Below are 16,614 nucleotides of genomic sequence, written 5' to 3' on the forward strand. Positions count from 1 at the left end.
AGCCCTAAAGACGGTTAACTTCTCAACAACTGTTGCTGAATAAAGGTCCACTGTTCATCAAAGTGTTGGGTTGGCTTTTGTTTAAATTCACTGCGGACAAATTGTGAAATTCTGCCTTCGGCAAAGGCGAGTAACAAGTTAGCCAGAATGGCTTCATCGATATTAAAGCCTACGCCTTCACGTAAGGTTTTTTCTCGTAGAATTTGTTTGATTTGGGTTTCTATTTTTGCAAAAAGCACATCGATACGACTGCGTAAACGTTCGTTTTCACCCAACAACGCATCGCCATTTAATACTCGCGAGATCCCTGGGTTACGTTCAGAAAATACCAATAATAAGTGCAGCACTAATTGGCAGCGAACCATAGTATCTTTTTCTTCGTCCATGATGATGTTTAAACGCGATAATATAGCATCTTCAATAAACTCAATTAAGCCTTCGAACATCCGTGCTTTGCTAGGAAAGTGTCGATAAAGTGCGGCTTCAGATACACCCACTTCTGCGGCCAGTTTGGCTGTAGTTATACGTTGACCAGGGCTGGTTTCGAGCATTTGTGCTAAGCATTGTAAAATATGCTCACGGCGATTTATTTTAGGGCTTTCAGCCATTATCTGTTCCTTGGCTCAGTGACTACTTGAAAAGGTTATTTGGTGCCTGAGTGACCAAATCCGCCTTCTCCACGATCTGAGCTATTAAACTCATCCACTAGGGTAAATGCTGCCTGTACAACGGGTACAAACATCAATTGGGCTAAACGGTCGCCTATTTCGAGTGTGAATGGTTTATCACTTCGGTTCCAACATGACACCATTAATTGCCCTTGATAATCGGAGTCTATTAACCCGACTAAATTGCCTAAAACGATACCATGCTTGTGGCCCATGCCTGAGCGCGGCAAAATTACCGCCGCAAGGCTGGGGTCAGCAACATGAATAGCGATACCGGTTGGAATTAATACCGTTTGACCAGGTTCAATCACCATAGTCGCGTCGGTCATGGCGCGTAAGTCCATGCCTGCACTACCTGAAGTTGCGTAGGCGGGTAATGGAAATTCACTGCCAATACGCGAGTCGATAATTTTTAGTTCAATGGGTGTTTTCATGATTTTTTTAGTTGTTGTTTTATCAATGTAAGTAATTGGCGCGCTAGAGTCAGTTTATCTGTTGCCGGCAGTTGTTGGCTGCCATCTTGCCAGAATACCTGTAGTGCATTGCTATCGGCATTAAAGCCTAAGCCTTGAATAGAAACATCGTTGGCGGCAATCATATCAAGCTTTTTGCGCTGTAGTTTACCGCGAGCGTATTGTTCGACATCGTTTGTTTCTGCAGCAAAACCGACCGTAAAAGGTCGGATAGCGTGCTGAGCTACCGCGGCTAAGATATCAGGATTTCGTACCAGCGCAAGTTGCATTTGTTCAGCCGATTTTTTGATTTTTTGATCCGCGACAGCTGCAATTCGATAATCAGCCACTGCGGCACAGCCGATAAAAATATCATGTTGTTCAACTTGGCCTATTACAGCTTCGAGCATCTGCTGCGCTGAATCAACATCAATACGCGTGACACCTGGAGGCGTGGCTAAATTGACTGGACCAGAGACTAATGTCACCTTGGCGCCCATTTCAGCCGCTGCTTGCGCTAATGAATAACCCATTTTCCCTGAGCTGTGATTCGAGATATATCGCACTGGATCTATGGCTTCACGTGTGGGGCCCGCAGTTATAAGCACGTTATGGCCGCAGAGTGATTTAGGGCCAAAAAATTGCACTAATTGTTCTGCCATCGCAGTGGGTTCTTGCATTCTGCCTGGGCCGACTTCACCACAGGCTTGATTACCAGATGCTGGCTGCCAGATGATGAGGCCTTTACGGGCTAAATTGGCTAGGTTTTCTTGAGTGGTGATGTTTTGGTACATCTGTTGATTCATTGCTGGGCATACAATAACAGGCGCACTGGTGGCTAAACAGGTGGTGGTTAGTAAATCATTCGCCATACCTGCATTGATACGTGCAATTAAATTAGCTGTAGCAGGTGCTAATAGAACAACGTCAGCCCAACGAGCGAGTTCGATATGACCCATAGCCGCTTCTGCTGCGGGATCGAGTAAATCAGAGGCTACTGGGTTGCCAGAGAGCGCTTGTATGGTCAATGGGGTAATAAACTCCATGGCGCTTTGGGTCATAATGACACGTACGTCTGCGCCACGCTCTTTCAAGCGGCGAATAAGGTCTGCACTTTTGTAAGCGGCAATACCGCCACCAATTCCGAGTAATACTTTTTTATTTGTCAGCATGATGCACATTATCCGACTCAAATCTAATTTCGGCTAACAATATCACAAACCTGTGACAAGTTACGTAGATCCAATCTCAAAAATATCGACCATACTGTGTAATTGATTCGAACTCTTTTTGAAAATGACAGTGACCGCTTATTGATGCTGTGATGGGTGATTGTTTTGTGACTAGAGTCGATTGAGTACGCGAAGTGTAATGCCACATTGAATATAAGGGACATTCATGGGAATTAAAGATTGGCCACAAGGAGAAGGGCCGCGAGAAAAATTATTGCTCAAGGGTGCAGGACATCTTTCGGATGCAGAATTGCTCGCGGTAATATTACGTAATGGTCTGGCAGGTCAAAATGCGGTGGATTTAGCCCGAAACATGATTCATCAGTTTGGTGGTTTGCGCAGTTTATTGAGTGCACCTAAAAGCCAAGTATGTAAATTAGCCGGTGTTGGACCGGTAAAATATGCTCAATTACAGGCTGCAGCGGAAATTTCTAAGCGAATTGCGCATGAAAATCTACAAAGAGGACAAATTTTGACAAATCCTGATTTAACTCGGGACTATTTAATGAGACAATTGGCAGACCGATCCTATGAAGTGTTCGCCTTACTATTGTTGGATACCCAACATAGAGTCATTCAATTTGTAGAATTATTTCGTGGCACCATCGATTCTGCTTCTGTTTATCCTCGCGAGGTTGTAAGCCTTGTTTTGGAGAAAAAAGCGGCAGCGGTAATTGTGTGTCACAATCACCCGTCTGGCATTGCTGAGCCAAGTCAGGCAGATCGGCGAATAACTGAGCGAATAAAAAATGCATTGGCAACCATAGATGTTTCTTTGTTAGATCATATGGTTGTAGGTGATCAGGAGATAGTCTCCTTTGCCGAGCGAGGGTGGATTGTATAAACACTGCTTGATCTTATATGGTCAATCGTGTATAAAATGCGCCCTCTTTGTGCCTCGGGCGACGGCCATACGAGGCACATTAATGCTCGAGCGTTAAAAATTTGTTTTGGAGAAGATTGACATGTCAAGAGTATGCCAAGTAACTGGCAAGAAGCCAATGGTTGGTAACAACCGTTCGCACGCAAAAAATTCGACTCGTCGTCGTTTTTTACCTAACCTACAAAACCACCGTTTTTGGTTAGAAGAAGAAAAGCGTTTCGTGCAATTACGTGTATCTACTAAAGGTATCCGTATTATCGACAAGAAAGGTATCGAAGTGATTGTTAAAGAACTTCGTGCCCGTGGCGAGAAGGTATAATAGAAAATGGCTAAATCTAAAGGTAATCGTGAGAAGATCAAATTAGTATCTACTGCTAAAACTGGTCACTTCTACACTACTGAAAAGAACAAGCGTAACATGCCTGAAAAAATGGAAATCAAGAAATTTGATCCAGTCATTCGTCAGCACGTTATGTACAAAGAAGCTAAAATCAAGTAATTGATTTTTGATTCTTAAAAAAGCCCCTTAATTGGGGCTTTTTTTATGGCCGTTTGAAAATAGTCTATACTAAACTGTTGCATAAGCAGGTGAACTCAAATGGTGACTAAGCTGCTGATTTTCCTGTACTGCGTAGTTGTTTACTATGTATGGTGCATGATTAATCTTATGGTATTGAATCAAGCTCTGTGGTCATTATTATTATGTGATGATGTTTGAGGATTGTTATTAAAGTTTAATGTAATGTTATAAATATATGCGTAAAGTATTATTCACAGTAAAAATAAGCTAACTTTTTGGCTGTAATGATTTTTTCATATAAATTTGAGACACTCTGTTTTACTTTGAGTGAAATAAAATGCTTTAAAAGTGAATTAAAATGCAATACCATTCCCTTTTGGCACTACAAATCATTGTGTGACATTTTTTGTCATAACCATTAATGCACATCAAATTTATACCGAGGTGAATTTGCCCGTGAGAACCACTGAATTAGTTGATGGATTTCGTCATTCTGCTCCTTATGTTAATGCGCATAGAGGTAAAACTTTTGTCGTCATGTTGGGTGGCGAAGCATTAGCGCATCCACAATTCCGCGGTATTTTGAATGATGTGGCTTTGTTGCACTCGCTTGGGATTGAAGTGGTATTAGTCTATGGTGCAAGACCACAGATAGATGCCGGCTTAAAGGCTGCTGGAATTGAGCCTGCATACCATAATGGTATTCGTATTACTGATGATGAAACCTTAAAGATTATCAAGCAGGTTGCGGGGGCGACTCAATTTGATATTACCGCTAGGCTGTCGATGAGCTTAGGTAATACGCCAATGCAGAATGCACAAATTAACTTAGTCAGTGGTAATTTTGTTATTGCGCAACCGCTGGGTGTTGATGACGGTGTCGACTTTTGTTTAAGTGGCAAAGTACGTCGTATTGATGCACAAGGGTTACGCCGCCAATTAGATAACAACGGTATTGTATTAATGGGGCCGATTGCGGCTTCTGTTACTGGTGAAAGCTTTAACCTGACCGCTGAAGAGGTGGCGACCCAAGTCGCGATTAAGTTAAAGGCCGATAAGATTATTGGTTTTAGTGATAGCCACGGTATTTTAGGCGCAAATGGCGAAGTGATTGCCGAACTTATGCCAGATGATATCGAAGAAATGCTCAAGACAATGTCTGAGGATGATCATACTTCAGTGGGGACTATCGCTTTCTTAAAAGCCAGTGTTGAAGCGTGCCGCCGAGGCGTACCACGTTGTCATTTAGTGAGTTATTTAGAAGATGGCGCCTTGTTACAAGAGTTATTCTCGCGCGAAGGCATAGGTACGCAAATTGTTACTCAAAGTGCTGAGCGTTTACGCCGCGCAACCATTAGCGATATCGGTGGCATTTTAAACCTGATTCGACCTTTAGAAGAGCAAGGTATCTTGGTACGTCGCTCTCGTGAGCAACTTGAAATGGAAATAGAGCAATTTATGCTTGTTGAGCGTGACAATTTAGTCATCGGCTGCGCGGCACTGTATCCATTTGAAGAAGATAATGCCGGTGAGTTTGCCTGTCTTGTAGTGCACCCTGATTATCGTGATGCAGACCGTGGTAGCTTGTTACTCAATAATATTATTGGTCAGGCACGCGTGCGCGGTTATTCCCGTTTATTTGCGTTAACCACTCGCAGCATTCATTGGTTTTTAGAGCATGGCTTTAGTATTGTCGATGTTGAAGAACTGCCGAACAAGAAAAAGCAGCTTTATAACTATCAGCGTCGCTCGAAGATCCTTGCTTTAGATTTATAGTGACGAGGATAGGATAAACAGCTCAAAAAAATGCCGGATAAATCCGGCATTTTTTTGATTCAATTTTGTACATTGCTAATGTGATTAACTCGTTACGTTAAGCCATTCAATCAATCTGTTTTGCATTAGCCGTGTTCAGCATGCTCAATTTTGTGACTTGCCATTAAATGGCTATCAATGGCCTATTATGCTTGGGCTTTTGCTACAGTATTGCGTCGTTGACGTTGCAGTAGCATATCGCCGATAAAGATAATCAATGCACCCCAAATAAAGCCAAAGGTAATACCTTTCTCAATATCAAACGGTTCATTAAATAATTTCACCGCCAAGATAAACATGATGCTGGGGCCAATATATTGAAAGAAACCCAAAATTGAAAAGGGAATTCTGACCGCCGCTCCAGCAAAACATAGTAATGGGATAGTGGTAATAATGCCGGCAGCGACTAAAAGTAAATTGAGGTCGAGAGTGTTGGCCAGCATGCTTGTTGTCGAGCTGTCTAAAGTGATGAATAGATAACCGAGGGCGATAGGTAATAAGATGGCTGTTTCGACCAATAATCCTGATTTAGCATCGATATTTACTTTTTTTCGTAATAAACCATAAAAGCCGAAGCTGGCAGCCAATGCCAATGATAGCAATGGAATTGATCCAAAAGAGATTAATTGAACCAGTACGCCAATACTGGCTAAACTGACTGCAACCCATTGTAATTTACGCAGACGTTCACCTAAAAATACCATACCAAGCAATACGTTAAAAAGCGGATTGATAAAATATCCCAAACTGGCATCAAGCATATGGTCATTGTTGACCGCCCAGATAAAAATAAGCCAATTAGCTGCAATTAGCACTGAAGTGACAAACAGTACTAAAAGTTGTTTAGGTTGTTTGAGGATCAGGCGTAGACGGCCAAAACCACCAATAAACTGCATCATGATAATCATAAAAATGAATGACCAAATTACACGGTGCATTAATATTTCTGTCGCGGGGACATGATGTAAAAGTTTAAAATACAGTGGTGCGACACCCCAAATGGTGTAAGCGCAAACTGCCAGTAACACTCCTTTACGGTATTCTAAATCAGGCATAGTGAGTCAATAATGGGCAGGAAAATAATAGATGGCGATTGTAGGTCGCCATTTTGGATGACACAAGTGATTAAGCTAATTCTTTTATAAGCTGGTTGTTTGGTTTATATATTGCGCTTATCCCACCATATAAGTACCAGTGCCAAAGGCGATATGAACTCCTTGCTCATTATGTAATTCCATCCGACATACCGATACTCGGTTACCTGAACGGATAACCGCTCCAGTACCAGTGAAGACTTCACCGCGACCTGGACGTAAAAAGTCGACTCGCATATCTATGGTACCTAAGGTGGTTAAACGTTGTTGCAGTTCTTCAAGAGTCCAATCCTCTTTACTCGCTACTAGAGCAGCAAATACTGTTAGCCCGCCGACAACATCAAGCAATGTTGCAGTAACCCCACCATGAAGAATGTTTTGATGAATATTACCAATTAGCTCGGGCTTCATTTTTATTACGACTTCAACCCCATTGATGTCGTAATGTTTAATGTCTAACCCGAGTAGATTATGGAATGGGACATGTTGATCAAAAATATCAGCAACTTGCTGTAAAGCCTGAGTTTGAATAGAGGTGGTCATGAGCAATCCTTGTCGATTTATTATTATTATAGTGAACGTTGGTTTGAAAAACGTACTGTCATAGAGTATTTAATCTAACCCTAAAGTGACCTTGACTCAATCATCTATCTTGTTTGAAAACAGACAAAGGTGTTTTGGCCCAAGACTTCTGCGGCTGAGTGCTTTAAAATGAGAGCCCCTTTAATGATGATGTTGTGTGAATGGATACTCCGATTTCGACCAATATTGCGTCCTCAGATGTGTTGACGACAGAGCAAGATGTACTTGCTGCAAGCTTACAGCAAGTTTTTGGTTATCGTGCCTTTCGTGAAGGGCAGCGAGAAGTCATTGAGCAAAGTTTACAAGGCCAAGATACGCTTGTGATTATGCCTACCGGTGGCGGCAAAAGTATGTGTTATCAATTGCCTGCTATTGTATTGCCTGGTGTGACTATCGTGGTATCGCCGTTAATTTCGTTGATGAAAGACCAAGTCGACAGTTTAATGCAAAGTGGTGTATCCGCCGCCTATCTCAATTCATCTTTACCGCGTGAACAAAGTGCTGAGGTATTACGTAAGCTTCATTCTGGCGAGATTAAATTACTGTATGTGTCGCCTGAACGTTTGTTGCGTCCTGATTTTATTGAGCGTCTTCAATCAGTGAACATTTCCATGTTTGCTGTAGATGAAGCGCATTGTATTAGCCAATGGGGTCATGATTTTAGGCCTGAATACGCTGCATTAGGTCAGTTAAAAGAATATTTTCCTTATTTACCTTTAATGGCCTTAACTGCAACCGCAGATCATGCCACGCGTTTGAGCATTTGCGAGCGCTTAAGGGTGACGCCTTATACCTTATTATCGAGTTTCGATCGGCCTAATATTCGTTATACCGTGGCAGAAAAACTCAATGCAACCAATCAGCTGCGTCAGTTCTTAACCATTCAAAATGGCACCAATGGTATTGTGTATTGCAGTAGTCGTCGCCGAGTAGATGAAGTGGCTGAACGTTTACGCTTGCAAGGGTTTAATGCTCAAGCTTATCACGCCGGATTAAGTCAAGAAGAGCGCAGTAACGTTCAAGATAAATTTCTCAAAGATCAAATTGATATTGTGGTCGCGACGGTTGCTTTTGGTATGGGGATTAATAAATCTAACGTACGCTTTGTGGTGCACTACGATATTCCTAAAAGCATTGAAGCCTATTATCAAGAGACAGGTCGAGCTGGCCGTGATGGTTTAGATGCTGAAGCTTATATGCTGTTTGATCCAGCAGATATAGGCCGAGTCAGGCATTTAATTGAGCAATCTGAACCAGGCCCACAGCAGCAGGTCGAATTTCATAAATTACATACAATGGCTGCATTTGCTGAAGCGCAAACGTGTCGCCGCCAAGTGTTACTAAATTACTTTGATGAAGTCGCCTCTGAGCCTTGTGGTAACTGTGACATTTGTCTGGCACCGCCGAAACGATACGATGGCACTGAAGATGCGCAAAAAGTGCTGTCTTGTATTTACCGTTTGCAGCAACGCTTTGGCATTCACCATGTTATTGAAGTATTACGTGGTTCTAAAGCGGCTAATATTGTCGATAGAGGCCATGATAAATTATCGACGTGGGGTATTGGTAAAGATAAATCAACTGAGTTTTGGCTCAGTGTTATTCGTCAGTTAATCCATTTGGGTTTGATGAGTCAGGATATTACCCGCGGCTCTGCTATTAAGCTCAATCCTGCCGCCAGACCAGTGTTAAAAGCTGAGCTATCGCTCATGTTAGCGGAACCAAGGATTCAATTACTTGATGTTAAGCGTAAGCCTAATTCACGCGCTCCACAGCAATATGATCGTAAATTATTTGCTCGGTTAAAATTATTGCGCCGAGAACTGGCTGAGAAAAATGACATTCCTCCATACCTAGTCTTTAACGATGCCACACTGGCTGAAATGTGCGCCATGCTGCCAACCAGTCCAGGAGAAATGTTGGCGGTAAACGGCATTGGTCAAATAAAGCTTGATCGCTTTGGCGGCGAGTTTTTAGATGAAATCACTGAATATTTGACCCAAGGTTAAGCGGTTAATTTTCGTCATGAGAATAAGACGTTTCCTGGGATTTTATTTTATTCAGTTGATTAATTACCGCTTTTTTTACTAGTACGTCAAAAGTATCGAGTTGTTGTAAACCCGCTATGCCGATATTGACTTTGAGCGCCGTTTTCCATTCGCTGAGGACTTGTTCAATTTGGGTTGCCACTCTTGCAGCCCCAATGGGGGATGTGTGTGGCAGTATGATGATGATTTCATCAGTGTTATGACGAAACAATTTATCTTGCTCTCTGAGAGTATGTTTGAGGCGTGGGATGATAAATGCCAAGTCCATGGTATTTATATGATTGATATTGAGTAGTAATAACGTCAGTTGATAGTGCCCTTGCTTGGCACTATTTAACATATTATCGATACATTGTTGTTGGCTTTCTTCTTGCTCCTCAATATTAAGATGCTTTGGTTTTCTGACTAAAAACAGTACTAGCCCAACGGATAAGAATAAAATAATTAGCACTGCAATGGTTAAATTTTGGTTGATATTATTGAGCGGTTTTTCTGGTATTGTGCTGGCTTCACTTTGCGCGGTGATTCTGGCTTTATACTGCATAAAATGAGCATTGTTTAACTTAGCTGCAGCTTGTTTGGCGGCATCAAAACGCTGCACTTGAAACAGGTAAGCGGATTCGAACAGTTTTTGTTCAGCGTAGTATTGACTGATAATTTGGTTAAATTCTTCTAAATCAGAAAATTGCTTAAGTTCAGTTGCTTGTTCAATAATCTCATTAAGTAGCGACAATGCTCGAATATCTTTATGTTGTGCAAAATACACTTTGGCTAAGGTGCGCTTGATGCGCATGACGTAAAGAGGCTCTTGGTATTTAGTCATGCTCGTAATACTTGATAACGCAAGTTTCTCTGCGATGTCGAAATCACCTACGTACAGATGGATACCAGCGAGTATAGCGTTTCCAATTGCCAAATCTCTTTGTGCGGAGTTTTTATCATTCTCAGACTCAGCCATATTTAGGTAATAAAGCACTTGTTCTCTATTATCTAGTACGATGTTAATGCGTGCTAAATTAATTGCGAATGCAAAATTGAGTTTACCGAAAGCTGATGGGTCTTGGTAAGTTAGTTTTGCAAAATGTAATGCTTCTTCAAGATCCCCCATAGAGAAAAATACATTAGAGATTTCGGCTTGTAGATATGATTTTGGCAATAAGAACCAATGCTGAAATTGGTTTTGAGCTTCATCAAAAATGGCTAATGCTAAGCGTAAATCCTCAATCGATTGATTGTAATTTTCTAAGCTAGTATTTTGTCTACTTCTGGCATAAAGGCTATTTACAATCGCTTGCTTCTCAGAGTAACGCCGGGCTAAACGAAGCGCTTCTTCGGTGAGTTGTTGTTCTTGTAGCGTATTGCCAAGGCTTTGGTGTGCATCGGCTTGGCACTGCATAAAGTAAGGGCGAGCGGTATCGTATTTAAACTGTCTGGCCTTCATCTCCCCTTGTTTTGCCAAGGTGATTGCCTGATTAAACTCACCAAATTCCAGCAAATTAAAGCAATGAAGTAGCGTTAAGCGCAGTGCGTTGATATTAGCTAATGGTTGTTGACTATGTTGTTGCTCAAGTGACTCAATGAGTGCCTTTGCTTCATAAGAACGTTGAGAGTTAATATTACTGATTACATTGAGCTGCTCACGAACACTCAACTGTTGAGTTTGGCTAATAATGTCGCCGGAGAGTAATAAAGATTGCGATGGTTGTGCTAAGGCTGGTGTTGCGACTAAATGCAGAGTTAGGCCGAAGATTAAAGCAAAAATGCGACTACCATGATATTCAATACTCTTTCTTGATAACGTCATCGTCATATATCAATTTTATATGGGGTACGTGCAGTATACGATTATTTATCTTGAGAAACATAAAAATATAATTGATGCAGCCACTTAGCTTGATGTTTATTTGTACTTTGAGAGGTAAGTTCATTAATTGAAAGCAAATCAATATTGGCTGATCACGTCGTTGTTTAACTGTAATGAAGCACTAGTACGCTATCATCTTTTTCACGTTAGTTAAATTAGGGTTGACACAGAAGGCTGGTCGCGTTACATATTAGGTATAGACATAATTGTATGTCGCACAATTAGCATATTTAGTTATTAAAAGTGAATATTAACGGCATGAACACACAATCAACTTTACTCGGACTCCTTCTCCTCTCACGCATACCCTGCGCGGAGTCCTTTGTGTTACATGCAAAATAATTCATTAAGCATACACAAACCCCGCGCTAACAGCCGCGGGGTTTTTTGTTTCTAGCCCTTTTGAAATGTACTAGTTGTGATGTTTACAGTTAGGTAAATATACATGATGGTCGATGGAGAAATTCGATGTCCAATAGAGTCATAATTTTTGATACTACCCTACGTGATGGTGAGCAAGCACTAGCAGCAAGTTTAACCGTTAAAGAAAAGTTGCAAATTGCCTTGGCGCTTGAACGTTTGGGTGTTGATGTGATGGAAGTGGGTTTCCCGGTTTCTTCTCCTGGTGATTTCCACTCGGTGCAGACCATTGCTAAGACCATCAAAAATAGCCGAGTGTGTGCATTGTCTCGTGCACTTGAAAAGGACATTGATGCTGCCGCCCAGGCATTATCGGTTGCCGATCAATTTCGAATTCATACCTTTATTTCAACTTCGACCATTCATGTTGAAAGCAAATTAAAGCGCTCGTTTGACGATGTGCTTGAGATGGCCGTTAATGCGGTAAAGTATGCTAGACGTTTTACTGATGACGTTGAGTTCTCCTGTGAAGATGCCGGCCGAACCCCAATCGATAACTTGTGCCGAATGGTAGAGGCAGCGATTAAAGCGGGTGCTCGTACGATCAATATTCCCGATACAGTGGGTTATACCGTGCCAAGTGAGTTTGGTGGCATTATTCAAACCTTATTTAATCGAGTACCGAATATCGACCAAGCGGTGATTTCGGTTCATTGTCATGATGATTTAGGTTTATCGGTTGCTAATTCTATTGCCGCAGTTGAAATGGGGGCACGCCAAGTAGAATGTACTATCAACGGTATTGGTGAGCGCGCCGGGAACTGTTCGCTAGAAGAAATAGCTATGATTTTAGCGACCCGTAAAGATTTGCTTAATGTTGAGTGTGGTATTAACGCCAAAGAAATTCACCGAACCTCATCGCTCGTCAGTCAATTATGTAATATGCCCATTCAAGCTAATAAAGCTATTGTGGGAACCAATGCGTTTTCTCACTCATCGGGTATTCATCAAGATGGCATGTTAAAAGCTAAAAATACTTACGAAATTATGACGCCAGAAAGCATTGGCTTGAATCGTAACAATATGAACATGACCTCACGCTCTGGCCGCCATGTGATTAAACATCGTATGGAAGAAATGGGTTATCAGCCAAGTGATTATGATATGGATAGCCTGTACGAGCAGTTTTTAACCTTGGCGGATAAAAAAGGTCAGGTATTTGATTACGATCTAGAAGCATTGGTATTTATGGAGTCGCAAGCACAAGACGATGATAAGTATCAGCTACAGCATATGATGGTGCATTCAGATTCGACTGAAGGAGTTGCCACCGCGACAGTGCGTATTGCGGTAGATGGTCAAGATATTACCGAAGCATCGACAGGAAACGGACCAGTCGATGCGGCTTATAATGCCATTGCACGTGCCACTGGTCGTCAGATCAATATTACTAACTATAAATTAAGTGCCAAAGGCGAAGGTCAAAATGCGCTTGGGCAAGTCGATATTACTGCCAAATATAGCGAGCAGATGTTCCACGGTGTTGGTTTAGCCACCGACGTGGTTGAAGCGTCAGCTAAAGCGTTAGTCCATGTGATGAACTTAGTATACCGCGCAGATAAGGTTGCTGATTTTAAACAACAGATCCATAAAGAAAGGGAGTTAGGTAGCGTATGAGTTATCAAATAGCAGTTTTGTCGGGTGATGGTATTGGTCCTGAAGTGATGGCTGAAGCGCGTAAAGTGCTTAGTGCAGTAGAAGCGCGTTTTGGATTAGACATTAACTATACCGAATATGATGTTGGCGGCATTGCCATTGATAACCATGGTTGTCCTTTACCTGACGCTACTTTAAAAGGCTGCGAAGCCGCGGATGCGATTTTATTTGGCAGTGTGGGTGGCCCTAAGTGGGAGCACTTGCCGCCAAATGATCAACCTGAACGCGGCGCATTATTACCGTTACGTGGTCACTTTGAGCTATTTTGTAATTTACGCCCAGCAAAATTACATGACGGCTTAGAGCACATGTCACCTTTGCGTAGTGATATTTCCGCCCGTGGTTTTGATGTTTTGTGTGTGCGTGAGTTAACCGGTGGCATTTATTTTGGTAAACCCAAAGGACGCCAAGGAGAGGGGGAAGATGAGGAAGCCTTCGACACTATGCGTTATAGCCGTCGTGAAATTAGCCGAATTGCCCGTATTGCTTTTGAAGCCGCCCGTGGACGTAAAAACAAGGTCACTTCAGTAGATAAAGCCAATGTGCTGGCTTGCTCAGTATTATGGCGCCAAGTAGTAGAGGAAGTGGCTAAAGATTTTCCTGACGTTACCTTAGAGCACATCTATATTGATAACGCGACTATGCAGTTATTACGTCGCCCTGATGAATTTGATGTGATGTTATGTTCTAACTTGTTTGGCGATATTTTATCCGATGAAATTGCCATGTTAACCGGATCTATGGGCTTGTTATCTTCTGCAAGTATGAATAGCACTGGCTTTGGATTATTTGAACCCGCAGGTGGCAGTGCGCCTGATATTGCTGGTAAAGGCATTGCGAACCCAGTGGCGCAGATTTTATCTGCCGCATTGATGTTGCGTCATAGCTTAAAGCAAGAAGATGCCGCAAACGCTATTGAACGTGCAGTAACAAAAGCACTAGCAAGTGGTTATTTAACTGGGGAACTGCTTTCTGCCGATAAGCGCAGCGAAGCAAAGTCGACAGCTCAAATGGGTGACTTTATCACTCAGGCAATTAAGGATGGTGTGTAATGGCCCAAGTGACCGGTAAAACCTTATATGAAAAAGTGTGGGATGCTCATATTGTTGCTAGCCCAGAAGGTGAAGCGCCAATAGTGTATGTTGATCGCCATTTAGTCCATGAAGTGACATCTCCACAAGCCTTTAGTGGTTTAAAAGTGGCTGGACGTAAGCTACGTGCGCCACAAAAAACCTTTGCGACAATGGATCACAACACCTCGACCCGCAGTGCCAGTCTTGATGCGCTTAGCCCTATGGCACGCACTCAAGTTGACACTCTAGCGCAAAATTGTAAAGAGTTTGGCGTGCGCTTATATGATATTCATCACCCAAATCAAGGTATTGTCCATGTAATGGGTCCCGAGTTAGGGATTACTCTGCCAGGTACTGTGATTGTTTGTGGCGATTCACACACTGCGACTCATGGTGCATTTGGTGCATTGGCATTTGGTATTGGCACCTCAGAAGTTGAGCACGTGCTTGCAACACAGACTTTACGTCAGTTAAAAGCCAAAACCATGAAGATTGAAGTTCGCGGTAAAGTGACCGATGGTGTAACAGCGAAAGACATCGTATTAGCGATTATCGGTACTTTAGGCATGGATGGTGGTACAGGTTATGTGGTTGAGTTTTGTGGTGAAGCTATTGAAGCATTAACCATGGAAGGACGGATGACCTTGTGTAATATGGCCATCGAAATGGGCGCGAAAGCCGGTATGGTAGCACCTGATGAAACCACTTTTGATTACCTTAAAGGGCGTGAGTTTGCACCTAAAGACGCCATGTGGGAGCAAGCCGTTGCAGCTTGGTCGCAATTGAAGACAGATGCTGATGCGGTATTTGATGCTGAAGTGGTGCTTTACGCTAACGATATTGCACCGCAGTTAACTTGGGGTACTAACCCTGGGCAAGTGGTGGCGATTGATGGCGTAGTACCTAACCCTGAGCAAGAAAGCAATGTAACTAATCGAACCAGTATGGTGAAAGCATTAGAGTATATCGGTCTTACGCCGGGTACCAAGATGACAGATATCAGCATTAATAAAGTCTTTATTGGTTCTTGTACTAACTCACGTATTGAAGATTTACGCTCAGCTGCTGCGCATGCTAAAAATCGTAAAGTGGCAGAAGGCGTAGTCGCGATTGTCGTGCCAGGATCTGGCCAGGTGAAGTTACAGGCAGAAGCGGAAGGCTTAGATAAGATTTTTATTGAAGCAGGTTTTGAATGGCGTTTACCGGGCTGCTCTATGTGTTTAGCGATGAATGATGACCGCTTAGAGGCGGGCGATCGCTGTGCATCAACCAGTAACCGTAACTTTGAAGGTCGACAAGGCCGTGGCAGTCGCACCCATTTAGTGAGTCCTGCTATGGCTGCTGCTGCAGCTGTTGCTGGGCACTTTGTTGATATTCGTCAACCTTATTAACGAGCTAAACAAGGATTTTTTATGCAAGCTTTTACAGCACATACCGGTTTAGCGGTAGCCATTGATAGCGCTAATGTTGATACCGACCAAATTATTCCCAAGCAATTTTTGTCTAAAGTTACGCGTGACGGTTTTGGGGTTCATTTATTTCATGATTGGCGTTATTTAGACGATGCCGGTGATAAGCCAAATCCTGAATTCGTATTAAACCAGCCTCGTTATCAAGGTGCTTCAATTTTAATCGCCCAGGAAAACTTTGGTTGTGGATCATCTCGTGAGCATGCGCCTTGGGCGTTAGCGGATTTTGGCCTTAGAGTGATCATTGCGCCGACATTTGCGGACATTTTTTACGGTAATTCGATCAATAATGGCTTATTACCGGTTAAGTTAACATCCACAGAAGTACAGCAATTGATTGATGAAGTGTCTGCCACACAAGGTGCGAAAATTACTGTAGATTTACAAGCGCTAACGGTGACGTCACCTTCTGGTTGTGTATTCAGTTTTACTATTGTGGAGTCTGCACGGCATAAGTTGCTTAATGGGTTAGACGCAATCGGATTAACACTGTCATTTGAGCAACAGATTAGTGACTACGAAGCGCATATACCGGCTTGGTACGCATAATCTGTTATTACAGAGTGTGTTAGGGTGTATTTATATCTGATGAATCACTGATTAAAAACCTCTTTATGACATCATGAAGAGGTTTTTTACTTTTTAATTGTAAAAAGTTTTATGTAACCATTTTGTGTCACAATTTTTTTAGCGTCAGAGTTTAGAGCAATACGGTTAATTATTTTAGCTTACCGCTGTACGATATATTTTTTATAAGATACTGATTTTTAATTTTAAAATTTTAGCGATTCGCATCATTGATGAATTAAGTGTACAGCCATACCGTTTTATCCTTCCC

At 42.3% G+C, this 16,614-nt stretch carries 15 protein-coding genes; 9 read left to right on the forward strand and 6 right to left on the reverse strand.

All coding sequences use genetic code 11. The annotated features are described in order from the left end of the window. Window positions 1-14 precede the first annotated feature (14 nt). The 3 genes from slmA to coaBC are packed head-to-tail and all read right to left on the reverse strand — an operon-like array spanning window position 15 to window position 2,301. Window positions 15-608, reverse strand: a complete 594-nt coding sequence (gene slmA, locus H5185_RS07255; RefSeq protein WP_182698906.1) for a nucleoid occlusion factor SlmA — start codon at window positions 606-608, stop codon at window positions 15-17. Between the two features lie 35 nt (window positions 609-643). Continuing rightward, window positions 644-1,102: a dUTP diphosphatase gene (gene dut / locus H5185_RS07260; RefSeq protein ID WP_124018355.1), complete on the reverse strand. Its 459-nt coding sequence runs from the start codon at window positions 1,100-1,102 to the stop codon at window positions 644-646. Continuing rightward, window positions 1,099-2,301, reverse strand: coding sequence for a bifunctional phosphopantothenoylcysteine decarboxylase/phosphopantothenate--cysteine ligase CoaBC (coaBC, locus tag H5185_RS07265; protein ID WP_220494424.1), 1,203 nt, complete (start codon window positions 2,299-2,301; stop codon window positions 1,099-1,101). The genes dut and coaBC overlap by 4 nt, the downstream gene beginning before the upstream one ends. A 217-nt stretch (window positions 2,302-2,518) precedes the next feature. Between coaBC and radC the strand changes: the two genes are divergently transcribed. The 4 genes from radC (at window position 2,519) to argA (ending at window position 5,531) form a co-directional block, all read left to right on the forward strand. Next, complete coding sequence (gene radC, locus H5185_RS07270; RefSeq protein ID WP_124018356.1) at window positions 2,519-3,196, forward strand: DNA repair protein RadC; 678 nt, start codon at window positions 2,519-2,521, stop codon at window positions 3,194-3,196. A gap of 121 nt (window positions 3,197-3,317) precedes the next feature. Beyond that, window positions 3,318-3,554 (forward strand): 50S ribosomal protein L28, encoded by a 237-nt coding sequence (gene rpmB / locus H5185_RS07275; RefSeq protein ID WP_011639236.1) that lies wholly within the window; start codon window positions 3,318-3,320, stop codon window positions 3,552-3,554. A gap of 6 nt (window positions 3,555-3,560) precedes the next feature. Further along, complete coding sequence (rpmG, locus tag H5185_RS07280; protein ID WP_124018357.1) at window positions 3,561-3,734, forward strand: 50S ribosomal protein L33; 174 nt, start codon at window positions 3,561-3,563, stop codon at window positions 3,732-3,734. A gap of 477 nt (window positions 3,735-4,211) precedes the next feature. Then, window positions 4,212-5,531 (forward strand): amino-acid N-acetyltransferase, encoded by a 1,320-nt coding sequence (gene argA / locus H5185_RS07285; protein ID WP_124018358.1) that lies wholly within the window; start codon window positions 4,212-4,214, stop codon window positions 5,529-5,531. 185 nt (window positions 5,532-5,716) lie between these two features. Here the strand turns inward: argA and rarD are convergent, their stop codons facing one another. Both rarD and H5185_RS07295 read right to left on the reverse strand, forming a co-directional pair. Continuing rightward, window positions 5,717-6,625 carry an EamA family transporter RarD gene (rarD, locus tag H5185_RS07290; protein ID WP_182698908.1) on the reverse strand — a complete coding sequence of 303 codons (909 nt, stop codon included), beginning with the start codon at window positions 6,623-6,625 and terminating at the stop codon, window positions 5,717-5,719. A gap of 117 nt (window positions 6,626-6,742) precedes the next feature. Continuing rightward, on the reverse strand, window positions 6,743-7,207 hold the full coding sequence (locus H5185_RS07295) for a thioesterase family protein (protein ID WP_124018360.1): 465 nt from the start codon (window positions 7,205-7,207) through the stop codon (window positions 6,743-6,745). A gap of 200 nt (window positions 7,208-7,407) precedes the next feature. Here H5185_RS07295 and recQ point away from each other — a divergent pair, with 200 nt between their 5' ends. After that, window positions 7,408-9,255 (forward strand): DNA helicase RecQ, encoded by a 1,848-nt coding sequence (gene recQ / locus H5185_RS07300; RefSeq protein WP_165870194.1) that lies wholly within the window; start codon window positions 7,408-7,410, stop codon window positions 9,253-9,255. A gap of 4 nt (window positions 9,256-9,259) precedes the next feature. Here recQ and H5185_RS07305 read toward each other — a convergent pair whose 3' ends face one another. After that, complete coding sequence (locus H5185_RS07305) at window positions 9,260-11,098, reverse strand: diguanylate cyclase domain-containing protein (protein WP_182741714.1); 1,839 nt, start codon at window positions 11,096-11,098, stop codon at window positions 9,260-9,262. Between the two features lie 528 nt (window positions 11,099-11,626). Between H5185_RS07305 and leuA the strand changes: the two genes are divergently transcribed. The 4 genes from leuA to leuD are packed head-to-tail and all read left to right on the forward strand — an operon-like array spanning window position 11,627 to window position 16,325. After that, a complete protein-coding gene (leuA, locus tag H5185_RS07310; protein ID WP_124018362.1) occupies window positions 11,627-13,195 on the forward strand; it encodes a 2-isopropylmalate synthase in 1,569 nt (522 codons plus the stop codon). Continuing rightward, entirely contained in the window at window positions 13,192-14,286 is a 1,095-nt protein-coding gene (leuB, locus tag H5185_RS07315) for a 3-isopropylmalate dehydrogenase (protein ID WP_182698910.1), read from the forward strand. The genes leuA and leuB overlap by 4 nt, the downstream gene beginning before the upstream one ends. Next, a complete protein-coding gene (gene leuC, locus H5185_RS07320; protein WP_182741715.1) occupies window positions 14,286-15,698 on the forward strand; it encodes a 3-isopropylmalate dehydratase large subunit in 1,413 nt (470 codons plus the stop codon). Before leuB ends, leuC begins: the two co-directional genes overlap by 1 nt. A 21-nt stretch (window positions 15,699-15,719) precedes the next feature. After that, window positions 15,720-16,325, forward strand: coding sequence for a 3-isopropylmalate dehydratase small subunit (gene leuD / locus H5185_RS07325; protein WP_124018365.1), 606 nt, complete (start codon window positions 15,720-15,722; stop codon window positions 16,323-16,325). Window positions 16,326-16,614: the final 289 nt, after the last annotated feature.

The sequence above is a fragment of the Shewanella sp. SG44-6 genome (assembly GCF_014164185.1).
Taxonomy (GTDB): domain Bacteria; phylum Pseudomonadota; class Gammaproteobacteria; order Enterobacterales; family Shewanellaceae; genus Shewanella; species Shewanella vesiculosa.

Coding starts and splice junctions, on each gene's coding strand:
- H5185_RS07305 (WP_182741714.1), bottom strand. CDS start 11,098: ATGACGTTATCAAGAAAGAGTATTGAATATCATGGTAGTCGCATTTTT.
- rpmG (WP_124018357.1), top strand. CDS start 3,561: ATGGCTAAATCTAAAGGTAATCGTGAGAAGATCAAATTAGTATCTACT.
- leuA (WP_124018362.1), top strand. CDS start 11,627: ATGTCCAATAGAGTCATAATTTTTGATACTACCCTACGTGATGGTGAG.
- leuD (WP_124018365.1), top strand. CDS start 15,720: ATGCAAGCTTTTACAGCACATACCGGTTTAGCGGTAGCCATTGATAGC.
- coaBC (WP_220494424.1), bottom strand. CDS start 2,301: ATGTGCATCATGCTGACAAATAAAAAAGTATTACTCGGAATTGGTGGC.
- dut (WP_124018355.1), bottom strand. CDS start 1,102: ATGAAAACACCCATTGAACTAAAAATTATCGACTCGCGTATTGGCAGT.
- leuC (WP_182741715.1), top strand. CDS start 14,286: ATGGCCCAAGTGACCGGTAAAACCTTATATGAAAAAGTGTGGGATGCT.
- leuB (WP_182698910.1), top strand. CDS start 13,192: ATGAGTTATCAAATAGCAGTTTTGTCGGGTGATGGTATTGGTCCTGAA.
- rarD (WP_182698908.1), bottom strand. CDS start 6,625: ATGCCTGATTTAGAATACCGTAAAGGAGTGTTACTGGCAGTTTGCGCT.
- slmA (WP_182698906.1), bottom strand. CDS start 608: ATGGCTGAAAGCCCTAAAATAAATCGCCGTGAGCATATTTTACAATGC.
- recQ (WP_165870194.1), top strand. CDS start 7,408: ATGGATACTCCGATTTCGACCAATATTGCGTCCTCAGATGTGTTGACG.
- H5185_RS07295 (WP_124018360.1), bottom strand. CDS start 7,207: ATGACCACCTCTATTCAAACTCAGGCTTTACAGCAAGTTGCTGATATT.
- rpmB (WP_011639236.1), top strand. CDS start 3,318: ATGTCAAGAGTATGCCAAGTAACTGGCAAGAAGCCAATGGTTGGTAAC.
- radC (WP_124018356.1), top strand. CDS start 2,519: ATGGGAATTAAAGATTGGCCACAAGGAGAAGGGCCGCGAGAAAAATTA.